The sequence below is a fragment of the Treponema berlinense genome, from assembly GCF_900167025.1.
GTDB lineage: Bacteria > Spirochaetota > Spirochaetia > Treponematales > Treponemataceae > Treponema_D > Treponema_D berlinense.
In genome coordinates, this window is sequence record NZ_FUXC01000005.1 from 65747 (window position 1) to 80282 (window position 14536).

Below are 14536 nucleotides of genomic sequence, written 5' to 3' on the forward strand. Positions count from 1 at the left end.
ATGAATTATGTGGTTACTTTTAAAATCAGCACCTGCTGAAAACTTCTAGTTCGCTGTTGAATTTGAACTTATGTTTACTTTTGCACCATCATTCAAGAGCGACATACCTTTTACTACGATTTCGTCACCGGCATTAAGGCCTTCTGCAATTTCTGTCTTGTTGTCTACTGTTATTCCAATGGTTACAGGAACCAGTTTAACGGTTGAAGTTTTTTCTGTGTGTGGTTCAACTATAAAAACGTAGTTTTTTGAATCTCTTGTTACAATCGCTGTTGCTGGAATTACGATTGCATTCTTTACAGATTCGGTTACCAGTTTTACACGACCGTACATCCCCACCTTAACACGGGCATCTTTCTGGTCAAAGTGAAGTTTTACACCCATGGTGCGTGTCATAGTATCAAGAACCGGACTTATTTCAAAAACAGTGGCAGGAAATTCAACGCTTGGATAAGCATCAAAGGTGACAGTGGCCTTCTGTTTTGGAGAAATTCTGCTTATAAAACGTTCTGCAATGTTGATTTTGATTTCCAAATCATCTGTACGGGCAACCGTTGCAATGGGAGATGATTGACTTACAGTGGAACCCACCGTAGTTGGAAGGGATGTAATTCTTCCAGATATAGGAGAATGAACCGGGCTGTCGTTGTAAACTGCTCCTGCCCGAAGAGGGTTTACATAGGCTATAATCTGTCCCTTGTTCACTAAATCACCTACAGACACGAGAATGTTTGTAATCTTACCACCCTGATCTGGCAAAACCGCCACCGAGTTTACAGAACTTATGTCGCCGCCAAATTCAAGATAATCGTCCAAATTTCCGGCAGAAGTCGTAAGAGTGCTTACCGCAAAAATCTGTTCAACCTCTGCTTCTGTTTCTACGGCAGTCGTTTTTTTATTGCCACAGCTGAGTGCCAGAGGCAAAGTCAGTGCACAAAGACCAACAGTAAAAATCAATTTTCTAAGTTTCATATTTTCCTCCAATAAATCACATTAAAAAGTCAGATGCTGCCTTTAAGACAGTTGTATTTTGGGAAATTCACAAAATGAATTTTTGCCCCACCGCCCTTAATTTTTTACTGTAGAATTTCCACTGCCTGTCAAGGTGACGTTCAGGGTGTTTTCCAGATCCATAAGGGCCGAAATATACTGATATTTCTGGTTTAACTGACCGAGTTTTGCCTGATTGAGTGAATTTTCAGAATCCCTCAAATCCAGAAGCTCTGTGGTTCCGCTCTGATAAGAACGCAGCTGCATGTCGTAGGCTTTCTGTGCCAGCTGAACGGAGCGTTCCATATTTTCAATCTGCTGTTTTGCCTGATTCAAAGTATCAACTGCTTTACGTACCTGAACTTTCTGGTTTTCCTTGAGCATATCGAGGGAAATTTCAAGTTTTGCCAGGTTCTGCCTGTAGTCCTTTGCCTGCTGGCGGTTTGATGACCACGGAAGCATATTTGTAACGTTCCATGCCAGGGTTAGGCTTAAACTTCCGTTGTCGAACCAGTCGTCGTCCTTTCCCAGCCCCTTGTAAAAGTGGAAGGCACCGTCATCACCGATGTAAACTGGCTGCCAGCCGTAACTGAGGACAAAGGCCGGTGTCCAGGTGCTCAAGTCCAAAGCCTGAAGCCCGATTTTTATGGCTTTGATGTTGTTTTCGAGGGACTTTATGGACAAATCCCTGTCGCCGTATTTTGCAAGAAGGTCATCCGTGTCGGCTTCGATGTAAGTCGGTTCGATGGAGCCGCTCAGTTCAATCTTTGTGCCCACTGGAAGACCGATTAAAAATGCAAAGGTGTCAAACTGCTGGTTTAAAGTCTGTTCCGCAGAATCCACCGTAGGTTTTGTGTTTTCGTAGTTTACCTGGGTCTGCAGAAGGCTGATTTCCGGAATAAGTCCGCTCTTGAAGTTTGCCTCTGCCTGAACCATGCGGCGGCGGGCGTTTTCGAGGGTGCTCTTCTGAATCTTTAAATTTTCCTGTTGAAGGAAAAGGGCATAAAACAGTTTTTTAACGTTTGTAATCGTTTCTTTCTGGCTCTGTTCCCAGGTGATTTTCTGACCTTCGTAGGCAGCTTTTGCAGCCTTTATCTGACCAAAGTAGGCCAGAGAAAAATTCCAGCTTACGCTTACGTTTCCCACAGTTTTCCAGCGGTCTTCTTCCTTGTCGAAATCGGTAGGAAGCGGAACTTCATTATTATTCAATTTGCTCATTGCCGACGCAATTATGTCCCCCGTCCCCGGAGTAAAGTCGTTAGCACGGCTCATGGTTCCTGTAGCCTGCACTGTTGGCAAAAAAACGTTCCAGCTTACGTTCGAAGCGCGTTTTTTCATTTCTAAATCAATGTCGTTACTTTTTAAGGTGCGGCTGTTTTTTAATGCGTATTCAACAGCCTGATCTATCGTCAGAGTAACGGTTTCTGTTTTTTCTTTTTGTTCCTGGGCAAAACCTGCAGAAATAAAAAGAGTTAAACTGAATGCAACAAGTAATTTTTTCATTTTGTTTCTTTACCTCCAATTTTTTTACTTTTATTTTAGGACTGTTAAAAATTCAAAATCCTGTAATGGCTTTAATTTTTTTAGTCCAAATTTCAGTTCCTTATTTTAAAATTTTGCTCCGTACATCAAAAAATCAAACATATAATTTAAGGCTTGGTTAGTTTCTTCGTCCGAAAATTTATGTTTTATTTTTAAAATTGTAAGCGAAACAGGCAAAAGTCCTGACCAAACCGTAATATGTTCCGGACGAATCGAAAATCCAAGGTCAATTTTTTTTGCAATTTCGCTCATTCTCTTTTCCCACACATTATTCGGTCCTAAAAATTCTTTTTCGTCATCGACAGTGCGTTCTGCTCCATTTTGCAAAAGCCAGCTGCAAAGCGCCAAAATCGAAGGCCGCGCAGAAAAATACGAAATCTCGGTTTTCATATTGATGTAGATGAATTCCGTGTAGGTTTTAGCTTCGGCGCAGTTTTCTTCGCAAATTGTTCCTAAAAGCGAAAACTCCTTTGCAACTAGATGAAGAAGCATTTTATTTTTGTTTTCAAAATAAAAATACAGGCTGCTTTTTGCCATGTTGAGTTCGTCGGCAATGTGTTCGACTGTAACGTTGTTTATTCCATATTTTGTAATTACAGTTGAAAAAGCGGTAAAAATCTTGTCTTCTTCCGGCAAATCTTCTTCGTTAATTTTGCAAATCTCGTCGAGCTGCGCAAAACGCTCTTTTGAAATTTTTGAAGTTTGGCTAGATTCTCCGATTGTTCCGACAATTCCTTTTTGAATAAAATTGACCATTTTTCTTGAAAAATCGCCGATTGAATCCGTTTTTTTTCCGCAGATGATTGATTTTTCGCGAAGTTTAATAAAATACAAAATCGTAACTGCGCAAAAATAAATGCGTGAATACCTTGCCGGCTTGTTTTTTTGATAAAATTTTGCAATACCGTCTTCTAGCCCCTTTGAACGAAGTTCATCGCAAACTTTTTTTTCAAAATCTTTTATCTGCGCATGAAGAATTATAAAGTAGTTTATATATTGAGAATTTTCCGCAAAAAAACTGATTATTTTTATAATTTTTTCATTAAAGGTTTTTGAATCAAGATTTTTGTTTTGAATTGTCGAAAGCTGGGCGTAAAAAATGTCAAAAAACTGTTTCTTCATATTTTCTACAACAGCGTCTTTGTTTTTAAAATGACGATAAATTGCCGTTTTGGAAATTCCAACTTTTGCCGCCAATTGGCTCATCGAAAAATCCTTAAAACACGGCTGTTTATAAAAAGAGAATGCTGCGTCTAAAATAAGCTGTTTTGTTGAAGTTTTTTGAACCACGACATCTTCCTTGTAAAAAAAAGTTACCGAACAATCGGTAACTAAAATATATCGAACAAGCGTTAACTTTTCAAGGTTATAATTAAATTTTATGAGAAGAATTTGAGTTCATTTAGCCGGAAAAAAAATTAAATTGAATATGAACCTTTTTTTTTGTAAAATAAAAAAACTATGGAATTTACACAAGAATCTATCGACGCCCTCGTTGTCAACGAAGTGGACATTATGAAAAAAATCGCGGAAGAACTTAATATCCGTGTAAGTCAGGTTAGTGCCGTTATAAGTTTGATTAACGAAGACTGTACAATTGCCTTTATTTCGCGTTACCGCAAGGACAAAACCGACAATCTTAACGAAGTTGAAGTTGCTGAATGTGATCACAAGTTTAAATCATATAAAAATCTTGAAGAACGCCGTCTGGAAATTGTCCGCGGAATTTTTGGCCAGGGAAAATTGACCGAAAGCCTTTACAATGCCGTTATGGGCGCAAAAACTTTGACAGAACTTGAAGATTTGTGGGCTCCGTTCAAGAAAAAGAAGAAGACCCGCGGAATGGTTGCAATCGAAAAAGGACTCGAACCTTTGGCGGATTTTATGGAAGGTCAGAACGACGATGCCGCAGTCGAAGCCGAAGCGCAGAAATTCATCAAGACTGATAACGAAGACGCCGCTTTGAATGTTGAATCATTTATGGATGCGATTGCCGGAGCACAGGATATTATTGCCGAAAGAACTTCTCAAAATCCTCAGAACCGCTCGGACGTTCACGATCTTTACATGGCGGAAGGCACAATCGAAACAAAAGGAATTGTTCCTGAAGGAGTTGATGCAGAAACTGCGGAAAAAACTTCCACTTATAAGATGTACTGGGATTATTCTGAAAGTTTGAATCAGGTTAAGCCACACAGAATTCTTGCAATGAACCGCGCAGAACGCGAAGGCGCTCTTTCTGTAAATATCAATGTGCCGGTTGACGGTGCAATCGCTCTTTTGCAGAAAAAAGCAAAACCTTCTAATAAATATCACAATGATGCGATTGAAGATGGACTTGTTCGTCTTCTTTCTCCTGCCGTAGTCCGCGAAATTCGCAGCAACGAAACTGACGAAGCTGACGACCACGGAATCGAGCTTTTCTCAGAAAACTTAAAAAACCTTCTTATGACACAGCCAATCAAGGGAAGCCGCGTTCTTGGCGTTGACCCTGGCTACAGAAACGGAACAAAATGTGCTGCTCTCGACGAAACTGGAAAATTCCTTGGATTTTTCAAAATCTTCCAGGAACAGAATCCACAGGACGCTTACGAGCAAATTAACAATGCAATCGACAAATACGACATTCAGGTAATTGCAGTTGGTAATGGAACCGGTTCTCAGGAAGTGCAGGCGATTGTTTCAAAAGTTCTTTCTGAAAACTATTCTGATTCTGATGTAAAATACACTGTTGTTGATGAAAGCGGAGCTTCTGTTTATTCTGCTTCTCCTGTTGCGACAGAAGAATTCCCGGAACTTGATGTTATGGTACGTGGTGCAATTTCGATGGGCCGCCGTCTTCAGGATCCTCTTGCCGAACTTGTAAAAATCGACCCGAAAGCAATTGGTGTTGGACTTTATCAGCACGACGTAAACCAGAAAAAACTTGCTGAACAGCTTGATGAAGTAGTTTCGTCAGTTGTAAACAATGTTGGCGTTAATCTGAACACTGCCTCTTACATGCTTTTAAAATACGTTTCTGGAATCAACCTTTCAACAGCCAAAAAAATCGTTGCTTATCGCGACGCAAACGGAAAAATCAAGAGCCGCGAAGAACTCAAAAAAGTTCCTGGAATTGGACCAAAGGCTTTTGAACAGTGCGCAGGCTTCCTTAAAATTGCAGAAAGTTCAGATCCGCTCGACAATACTTGGGTTCACCCGGAAAACTACGAAGTTGCCCGCGAAGTATTGTCTTACGTTCAGCAGAAAAAGGCAGTTCCTGCTGACGTAAAAAAATCTCTCTGCGAAAAATACAGCGTCGGCGAAACAACCTTGAACGATATAATAGAAGAACTTGGAAAACCAAACCGCGACCCTCGCGACGGCTATCCGGCTCCAATCATGCAGAAAGGCGTTGTAAATTTTGAAGATTTGACCGTCGGAATGAAAGTTACAGGAAAAATCAAAAACGTTGTTGACTTTGGTGCGTTTGTTGACATTGGCTTGCACGAAACCGCTTTGATTCACGTTTCTGAGTTAAGCGACAGTTTTGTTTCTGACCCTATGGAAGTGGTGAAGGTTGGCGATGTAAAGGAATTTACAATTATCGATTTGGACAAAGACCGTAAGAGAATTTCTCTTTCCTTAAAAAGCGACGCCCATACTCGGCTTGGTCAGACCAATGAAGGCAAAAAACCTAGGTCTTCGGAGGAAGGTGCTCCAAGACGGAAGGTTGTGGTTGTAAAAAAAGGTGAAAAGCCCAGGGAGAATGCCTTTGCCGGTTCTGGTTCAAGGCGTCCTAATGCCAGCAGAGGAAGCGATGACGGCTTGTCATACAATCCGTTTGCAGCTTTCTTCAATAATCAGAAATAATCGAAAAAAAGCGTTATTTATTAGAAAAATAACGCTGAATTATTGGAATTTGCCATTTTTGCTTTATACTTGAAGTATGAAACAGAAATGGCAATTTTTTTTAGTCCTTGGCGGACTATTTGCAGGTTTTAATTTTTTCTCATGCGACTTGGAAACTCCCGAAAGAATTTCCATAAAGACGAGTGGAACAAATTACGAATTTCCGCTTGGCAGTGGCTCTTTTTTGATTCGCGACAAGATGAGTGCAAGTGAGCTGCGTAAGAATTTTAGCGAAAACCTTTCAGAAGGCTCGGAAGAAATTAAAGTTTACGATTACAATCCGACTCAACGCGACGACGATGTGCTTCAATATTTAATAAAATATCCGATAAAAGAAGTATCGCTTGGTCTTTCTGCTGACGGCACAAACGATATTAATTTTTCGACAAAGATTGAAATTTCAAATTTGAACGAAAATATCGGAAAAGCCCTCACGATTGAGGAAAAATCTTATACAATTATAGAAACTGGCATTGAGTCGGTAATTCCAGAAAATAAGGGAATCCCTTTTAATATTACGGCTCCGACTTTTTCAAGAATTAAACTTTCTGCCGGAAATTTTAAAATCTCTGTAAATCCAGAAGGAACAGTTTCCGAAGATTTTGAATTGAACGCAAGAGTAATTTTGTGTGACGGAAGCGGAAATGAAATTGCTTCGAGTGAAGAGCGCAATATTGCTTCTGGAACAGGAAATTCTCCTCTTGTGCTCGACCTGAGCGGAAAAATTCTGCAACCGGAAATGAGATTTAAGCTTTCTGGAACAATGAGGGGCGGAACAGCAGGCACCGTTCACAGTTTTAAAGTTTCTATGCAGGCAGATTCTTTCAAGATACAGAAGGTTACTGGTTTAACCATGACTGCCGAAGAAATTGGAGATCTTGACAGTAATCCAGAAACTCCTGACGGCTGTGTTTCTTTTGAGAGCGACTTTGATTTTAGCGGCGTAAACGATTATTTAATCAGCGCGGAAATCAAATCGGGAAAAATGAACGTGTTCAGCACAATTCCGGAAGGCTGGAGCGGAATTACTGCCGGCATTGAAAAAATAAATGTTTCGCAGGGAGAAGGTTTTAAGGTTTCTGAAAATGAATTTTCTGACGAAACCTTATCTGCTGAAGAATCTACAAAATATCTTTTCAATAAAACGGCAGTTCTCGAAAATCAGACTATTAAACCTTCCAATGTTGCAGGAAACGTCAAGGTAAGCGGACAGGTTTCTGTCAGTTTTGAAAATGCGACTCTTGTTTTTGATGAAGCAACTGCCAATCCGGAAGTAGAAATCGGTGGTTCTTGTAAGATTGATAAAATCAAAAGCCTTAAAGTCAATATTTCCGCTTTGAGCGAGGCTTCGGATTTGACTGGCGAAGTTGACACTGGCTTGAATTTCTCTAATTTGTTAAAGGATAATCTTGGAGATGCGAGCGACCTTATAAAAAATATTGAGTTTTTTGGAGTTGAAGGCTATGTTTTTGCGATTCAGCCGGGAATTGAGGTTTTTAAAGGAGTCAATTATTCGAACTGTAAACTGGAAGCTGTTTACGAGACTGACGGAATTCCTAAAACTTCTGAGCTTGTAAATGGCAGCCTTGGTCTTAAAGAAACTAAAATTGATTTGGATGCGCTTGCCGACGAAAATTATATGATTACAGACAAGTCGATTCTTTCTCCAGAAAACTATTCTGTAAAGACGGAAGATTCTGCGGTTTGCAATCTTTTGAACGATATGCCGGACAGTTTAAAAATCAAATACGAATTGAGCGGTTTTTCAAATGCGACAAATGAACTCGAATTAACTGGCGAAGATTTTGAAAAGTTGACTGAATTAAAGTCGGTTCAGATTTTTATTCTTCTTAAAGTTCCGCTGCAGTTTACTTTGAAAGACAAGTTTGATTTTCCACTTGATTCGCATGTAGCAGACGATTATGTGACGGTTTCCGATGTCCGCAGTCTTATAAATACAATAAACGGCAATGGCGATACCTTTGACGAAACTGAAGACCTCTTAAAACGCGACAGTGAAGAAGATTTTAAAGATGTCAAAAAATATTTTGACCTTGTAGATTCGGTTTCGATTTATTACAAGGCAACAAATTCTACTCAGCTGGAAATTTCAGGAAGTATAAAAGACGACAGTAATCTTATAGAAGAAAAAACTCTCTCGTTTGAACAAAGCGAACCAAGCGCTGAGTTCAAAAAACTTGAACTGACTGGCGAAGAGATAAAAAATGTTTTTGACCATTACCCTTTTACTCCAAAAATCCCGATCAAAATAACGGCTGACGGACAGTTAAGACAAATTCCTCGCAATGCTGAATTTGGAATGTCAGGATATGTTCAAATAAAACTTAGCGGACAGGTTGAAATCTGGAATAAAAACGAAAAGGAGGAAAACTAAGATGAAAAAACTGCTTATTTGTTTTTTGACTTTTATTTGCGCTTCTTTTTCGTTTGCTGAATTAAAACGTTACGACCGTAAATTTGAATTTGGAATTGAAACAGAAGCTGGAGCTTCTAACAATTTTATTCGTTTAACGGACTTGCTTGTAAAAGACCTTGTTATTGACCTTGATGAAGTTTCAAATGAACTTTCCGATGACGGTTTTATAATAGATTTTAATGCCAATGTAAAAAGCTGGTTTGCGCTTAATTTTAACGAAAAGTTCAGACTTAATTTTTTCTGGGGAATTGACGGTTCAGGATATACAGGCATTTCAAAAAACTTTTTCGATCTTTTTTGCAAAGGTTTTGAAGTAAATTCAAGCGAATCGATTGATCTAAAGATTTTTAGCGATGTTTACGTTCAGACTGGAGCAACATTCAAGACAAAGATAAAGGATTATGGAGTGCATTTTACGCCGACAATTTTTGCTCCTGTAATTCATGTTACGGAAACAAAGGGAACTGCAAAATACACGTCGAACGAAAACGGTTTAATGCGAGCAGAAGCAGATTTGCCGTTAAATCTTTATTCTGTAATTGATTTGGAAGGAATTGACGATAAAACAATAGATTCTGCGTTTATTCAGGAAACACTTTCTGAACTTGTAAAAAGCGCCGGCTTTGACTTTTCGGGCGAAGTTGAAAGATCGTTTGGAAAAAAACTTGATCTTGGACTTTTTACAAGAATTCCAGTTGTTCCAGGACGCTTAAAATACAAGGCTTATAAACGGTTCTGGGGAGTTTTTGAACAGCAGAATGCCTTTGGTATTTTTGACGAGACAAATTCTTATACAAAAGATTATGGAGAAGACGATACCGTTTACAGCAAGGAAACAAAAAAAGTGCACAGACCGTTTATTTTGGGTCTGGAAGCTACATGGAGACCTTTTGGAGCGTGGTGCGAAATTTGTCCGAAAGTTGATCTTGCAGTGCGAAATCCTTATTCAAGCGACTGCATGGTTTACGGTGAATACAATTTGTCCGCAGACTTTAGGTTGCTGAACGTTGTCGGCTTAAAATTTGCAACAGCATACGAAAATCTTATCTTTAAACATTCAATGGGATTTATGATAAATGCCCATGTTCTTGAAATCGACGCCGGAGTTCAAACCCGGGGCGCAGATTTTGCAAGAAGTTTCGGCGTAACAGGTTTTGCCGCTTACGTTGGATTAAAAGCAGGATTTTAATTTTTAATGATACCGGTGTGCCCATGCACGTGGGCTCATGCCGGTATTTTTTTTGAATACGGAACTAAAATAATTCTGATTTTGAAAACCAAGGCGCGAAGCAATTTCTGCAAGTTTTATAGATTCAACTTGCAGAAGATTTTTTGCCTGCTCAATTTTTAATTTTTCGTGCAAGGTTTGAATTGTAAATCCTGTCAATTCCTTTGCCCTGCGCACAAGATGAGATTTACTTACCATAAGTTCATCTGCCATTTTGTCGAGATTTGTCATTTCACTTAGATGTTCAACCAGATAATTTGTAATTTGCCGGACAGTAATTCCATTTCGATTTTCCTGCGAATTTTCGGATTTTAAATGCAGGATTCCGACAAGCTGCTCGCTTGAAAGCAACATTGAACGCTCTTTTGTGCGGCCTTCTTTTAAGTAAACGGAATGAAGCGCGTTGCTCAAAAGCATTCGTACAGTGTCGTAAACAGAAATGTTTTGAGTACCGATTTCCAAAAAAGCATAGCCAAAATATCTGTCAGCGTGATAAAGAATTTCGAGCATAAGATTGTAGCGTCTGCTGTGCGGAAAAAAAGTTTTTGGAATACAGGCCGGGTCGTAAACCTTAAAAGGAAGTTTTTCCTTTATGTCGAGAGGCGGTTCCGGCAAAATCAATTCAATGTTTGAAGAAGTCAAATCAATTGTCATATTGTCGGAAAGACAGAGCACAATTCCCGGAATTTCCATTTCTGAAAGCTGATAGCGCAAGACATCTTGAATTTGTTTTCCAGTCGTCGCGCTCGCAAAATTCATGGCAATTTGAGACAAATTGTTCATTAAATAAGAATTTTCCCGGGTTGAGAGAGTATCGTATTCAATAAAAACAGAAACAAGAGAACGCAGCTGATGAAAAATATTTTCGATATGAGAAAATTGTTTGTCGTCATCTTTTACCATTGGAAGAATGATTTTGCGCAGATTTGTAATATTTTGCTGAAGTTCGCTGTTTACAAGGACAGAATCTTTGCGGATATTTTGCAAGAGATTTTGAAACCAGCGCAATATTGAGCTTGGACTTTTTTGTTCGTAAATATCATCAAAAATAGCATCAATAAGATTTTTAATTTCTATTTCCGGACGTCCTGAAAAAATATTCCGGGTTAATCGAAAAAGATAATTCCTAACTTCTTCTTCGGACAGATTTGTGCCAGGCATAGAGTTTGCTGTGTTTATTTCTTCGCCTGCATCTTCAATGCTCTGCTCAAAACAACCGCACGACTGGCGGATAAGAAGGGTTGTAGGAACAAGCCGCGTCTTGAATTGTTCTTCCGGAGACATAATTCTGTCGATTAAAAGTTCAACAGCAGCATAACCGCGCTTAAAATATTCAAGATCCATCGTTGTAACTGGAGAACGCGCGGTAATTCCATTGTACTGGTTGTTAAAGCCTGTTACGGCAACATCTTTTGGAACGCAGATATTCTGTTTGTCTAGCTCTTCGATTACAGTGGCCGCAATAATGTCCGAAGATGTTATAATACAGTCGATTTCTGAGTGGTCTTTTAAGTTGTAAGCAGAACAAAGTTTGTTAACTGCCATGGCAATATCGATAGAATCCATCGTTTTTGTCATATAAATTGAATCAGGCAGTTCGGAAATTCCATATTTTTTAAGTTCGTTTTGAAAAGCGTTCAGACGGCGCATATGAGGTTCTGAAATTTTTGAACCAATAAAGACAAAATGCTTGTAGCCGTGCCTGTTTATAAGATGATCCATTATCAGCGCTATCGAAGAATTGTTGTCTATGCGGATGCACGGAATTCCTTCAATATCAAGATAACCAATGTCTACCATTGGAAGCGGTTTTAAAGCATTAAAAGTTTGAACTATGGTTTTTGTGTCTAAAAAAGAGCAGAGCGAAGAAGTCCAGGTTACAAGTCCGTCAACGAGAGGAGCCTTCATAAAACGGAAATTTTTTAGATAGTGCGAAATAAAATCAATATCGTCAAAAAGCGAATATTTGATTGCTCCTGCAAAGTTGATGAAATTCAAGTCGTAATCAGAGGCCGCCTTCATCATGCCGGCAATGTATTCTTGACCGATAAATGAACGGAAATCGGCAATTCCTGTAAAACCGACAGTAACGCGGTTTCCCTGATTTTTGCGTTGAGTTAAAAAAGCGCGGCGTTTTGCAATTCCTTGGTTCATAGTCTTTCTATTATAACACTACAATGAGCATTTTTTATAGAAAAATCTACAAAAATAATGAACCAAGTTTTTGCCAAAAAACTAATTCAATCCCATAAAAAACGGAAGAATTATTACGGAAAGAACTCCGCAGACAGCAATGCTCAGACCGCTCATTGCGCCTTCAACATCGCCCATTTCCAGAGCTTTTGAAGTTCCCATTGCGTGTCCGCAAGTTCCGCAGGCAACACCGCGGGCTACAGGTTCTGCGATTTTAAAAAGCCGGCAGAGAATTAGGGCAAAAGTGTTGCAAAAAATTCCTGCTACGCTGACCATCATAATTGTAAGGGCTGCAAGTCCGCCGTTCTGTTCGGTGATTGCAATTGCGATTGGCGTTGTAATCGATTTTGGAAGAAGAGAAACGTATTCTTCGTGCCCGATTTTAAAAATAAGGCAAACTCCAAGAACAAAAAAAGCGTTGGAAATAATTCCGCTCACAATTCCAAGCACGATAGCAAGCGCATTTTCGCGAAGTTTTTGGAATTGGCGGTAAAGAGGAATTGCGAGGGCAACCGTTACCGGCGTCATAAGATAATACAAAAAGTCGGCGCTTTTTAAGTATTCGGAATAAGGAATTTTAAAAATAATCAAAACAGCGATTACAATTGCGCTGGAAACAAAAAGCGGCGAAAAAAGAACAAAGTGAGTTTTTTTGTAAAGCCAGGTTGCTGCCAAAAAACTTATAAGCGTTATTGAAAATCCAAAAGAAACAGAATTTGTTAAAAAAGTTGAAATATGTTCCATTTTTTTAATCCTTATTGCCTGCCGTAGAATTTGACTGTTGAGATTCTGCATTGCCGGAAGATTTTTGGTTATTTCGGGAACTCACAAGTTTTGCAAAAAATTGAGTTACGTGACCGACAACAAAAAAAATAAAAGTCGTACCGAGCAAAGTTATAATTAAAATCGGAAGCCAGTGTTTTTGAATAATTGGCCAGGCAACGATTAAACCAACGGTCGAAGGAATAAAAAGAAGAGGCATAATTTCCAAAAGAAAATCAGAAAAAACTTCGACTTCCTGCAGCGGCATAATTTTAAATTTTAACGCGCAGAACATGAGCACAAGACCGTAAATCGAAGCCGGAACAGGCAGCGGAATTACTTTGTGCAAAACCTCGCCAATAAAGCAGATTGTTACAAAAATTGCAAATTGTTTAACGAATTTCATAAAACTAACTCAAAAAAATGAATATTAAGAAAAGTTATAGCAAAAAAGCTGTTAATTTAATATAAAAAACTCAAAAATATTTTGTTTTAATAAACCGGAGCGCAATTTTCTCACAAACCCGCTTTCCACAGTTCCGCTATACGCTGCATTCGGCAAAGCCGAACGCCTCCGGCGCTGTTCCAATCGGGGCTATGTTTTGTGGCAGGAATTAAAATAAACCTACAGGCAGCGCAATTCTCTTAATAAGAAATAAAATGCAATTTCTAAAAATATTGTCAAAAATTATTAAAATTACAAAGTAAGCAATAAGGTCGAGGATTACAACTGTAAAGAATTTTCTTTTAATTGTTAAAAAAGAAGAGCCGCAGGTAAACTGAAACGAAAAAAACACCAAAATATAAAGCGCAAGAAAAATCAAGAATTTATCGTTTACAAGGCTTAGGCAAAGTGCAGAAATTGCAAGCAGGAGAATTGCAACGATTTTATTTGCGCCGTTGGCTAAGAAAAGCAAATAAAAAAATTTGAATAAAAGGTAAAAAATAATAAGTGCAAAAATTAAAAAAACGGCGGTTTCGGAAATATTTTCTAATGAAGAAAAAGAACTAGTTAGTATAATTATTGTATTAGCGTTTAAGTGAATAAAAAAATTTTCTAATTGGTCAAAATTTAAAAAATCATGACGGATATAAAAGATAATTCCGCAGGCAAAGATTACTTCAAAAATAATGTCAAAAAAGTGAAAAATCCCGCGTCCGAATTTATTTCTGAATGAATTTGTTTTTTTGCAAGGAGTTTGAACCTCTGTTTCGTCAGAAGTTTTTTGTTCTGTTTTAGATTTTGTTTCTGGCTGCGAAAAATCCTCTGTATTGCAATTGTTTTGAGGTTTTTTATGAACTTTGGAGATTTTTTCTCTAAAGCCAAGAAGTTTTAAGCCAATTGAAGTCAACCAATTTTGAATTGCAGAAATAATTTTTTTGAAAAATAATTTTATCTTAAAAAAAAGCTCAGAAAAGAACATTTTTGTTTTAATTTTAGCGAGGCAAAAAACACTCTTACATTTTATAAAAAAAGACTTCATACTTTCCCC

At 38.5% G+C, this 14536-nt stretch carries 10 protein-coding genes; 3 read left to right on the plus strand and 7 right to left on the minus strand.

Going from position 1 to position 14536, the window contains the following annotated elements:
* Nucleotides 1-45: 45 nt before the first annotated feature.
* The 3 genes from B5D47_RS05540 to B5D47_RS05550 form a co-directional block, all read right to left on the minus strand.
* Nucleotides 46-972: an efflux RND transporter periplasmic adaptor subunit gene (locus tag B5D47_RS05540; RefSeq protein WP_078930846.1), complete on the minus strand. Its 927-nt coding sequence runs from the start codon at nucleotides 970-972 to the stop codon at nucleotides 46-48.
* Nucleotides 973-1068: 96 nt separating this feature from the next.
* Nucleotides 1069-2493, minus strand: a complete 1425-nt coding sequence (locus B5D47_RS05545) for a TolC family protein (RefSeq protein WP_078930847.1) — start codon at nucleotides 2491-2493, stop codon at nucleotides 1069-1071.
* A 105-nt stretch (nucleotides 2494-2598) separates the two neighbouring features.
* Nucleotides 2599-3822: a TetR/AcrR family transcriptional regulator gene (locus B5D47_RS05550; RefSeq protein ID WP_078930848.1), complete on the minus strand. Its 1224-nt coding sequence runs from the start codon at nucleotides 3820-3822 to the stop codon at nucleotides 2599-2601.
* Between the two features lie 171 nt (nucleotides 3823-3993).
* On the opposite strand from B5D47_RS05550, the gene B5D47_RS05555 reads away from it, so the two are divergent.
* The 3 genes from B5D47_RS05555 (at nucleotide 3994) to B5D47_RS05565 (ending at nucleotide 10049) form a co-directional block, all read left to right on the plus strand.
* The gene (locus tag B5D47_RS05555) at nucleotides 3994-6384 is read left to right on the plus strand and encodes a helix-hairpin-helix domain-containing protein (protein WP_078930849.1); all 2391 of its coding nucleotides are present in this window, start codon (nucleotides 3994-3996) and stop codon (nucleotides 6382-6384) included.
* Between the two features lie 76 nt (nucleotides 6385-6460).
* The gene (locus B5D47_RS05560) at nucleotides 6461-8818 is read left to right on the plus strand and encodes a hypothetical protein (RefSeq protein WP_078930850.1); all 2358 of its coding nucleotides are present in this window, start codon (nucleotides 6461-6463) and stop codon (nucleotides 8816-8818) included.
* Between the two features lies 1 nt (nucleotide 8819).
* A complete protein-coding gene (locus B5D47_RS05565; RefSeq protein WP_078930851.1) occupies nucleotides 8820-10049 on the plus strand; it encodes a hypothetical protein in 1230 nt (409 codons plus the stop codon).
* 3 nt (nucleotides 10050-10052) lie between these two features.
* Here the strand turns inward: B5D47_RS05565 and B5D47_RS05570 are convergent, their stop codons facing one another.
* The 4 genes from B5D47_RS05570 to B5D47_RS11290 form a co-directional block, all read right to left on the minus strand.
* Nucleotides 10053-12242 (minus strand): substrate-binding domain-containing protein, encoded by a 2190-nt coding sequence (locus B5D47_RS05570; RefSeq protein WP_078930852.1) that lies wholly within the window; start codon nucleotides 12240-12242, stop codon nucleotides 10053-10055.
* Nucleotides 12243-12323: 81 nt separating this feature from the next.
* Nucleotides 12324-13025, minus strand: coding sequence for an LrgB family protein (locus B5D47_RS05575; protein ID WP_078930853.1), 702 nt, complete (start codon nucleotides 13023-13025; stop codon nucleotides 12324-12326).
* Nucleotides 13026-13029: 4 nt separating this feature from the next.
* Nucleotides 13030-13449, minus strand: a complete 420-nt coding sequence (locus B5D47_RS05580) for a CidA/LrgA family protein (RefSeq protein WP_078930854.1) — start codon at nucleotides 13447-13449, stop codon at nucleotides 13030-13032.
* A 208-nt stretch (nucleotides 13450-13657) separates the two neighbouring features.
* Nucleotides 13658-13960 (minus strand): hypothetical protein, encoded by a 303-nt coding sequence (locus B5D47_RS11290; protein ID WP_143592612.1) that lies wholly within the window; start codon nucleotides 13958-13960, stop codon nucleotides 13658-13660.
* Nucleotides 13961-14536 lie beyond the last annotated feature (576 nt).

Coding starts and splice junctions, on each gene's coding strand:
- B5D47_RS05540 (WP_078930846.1), bottom strand. CDS start 972: ATGAAACTTAGAAAATTGATTTTTACTGTTGGTCTTTGTGCACTGACT.
- B5D47_RS05545 (WP_078930847.1), bottom strand. CDS start 2,493: ATGAAAAAATTACTTGTTGCATTCAGTTTAACTCTTTTTATTTCTGCA.
- B5D47_RS05555 (WP_078930849.1), top strand. CDS start 3,994: ATGGAATTTACACAAGAATCTATCGACGCCCTCGTTGTCAACGAAGTG.
- B5D47_RS05560 (WP_078930850.1), top strand. CDS start 6,461: ATGAAACAGAAATGGCAATTTTTTTTAGTCCTTGGCGGACTATTTGCA.
- B5D47_RS05565 (WP_078930851.1), top strand. CDS start 8,820: ATGAAAAAACTGCTTATTTGTTTTTTGACTTTTATTTGCGCTTCTTTT.
- B5D47_RS05570 (WP_078930852.1), bottom strand. CDS start 12,242: ATGAACCAAGGAATTGCAAAACGCCGCGCTTTTTTAACTCAACGCAAA.
- B5D47_RS05575 (WP_078930853.1), bottom strand. CDS start 13,025: ATGGAACATATTTCAACTTTTTTAACAAATTCTGTTTCTTTTGGATTT.
- B5D47_RS05580 (WP_078930854.1), bottom strand. CDS start 13,449: ATGAAATTCGTTAAACAATTTGCAATTTTTGTAACAATCTGCTTTATT.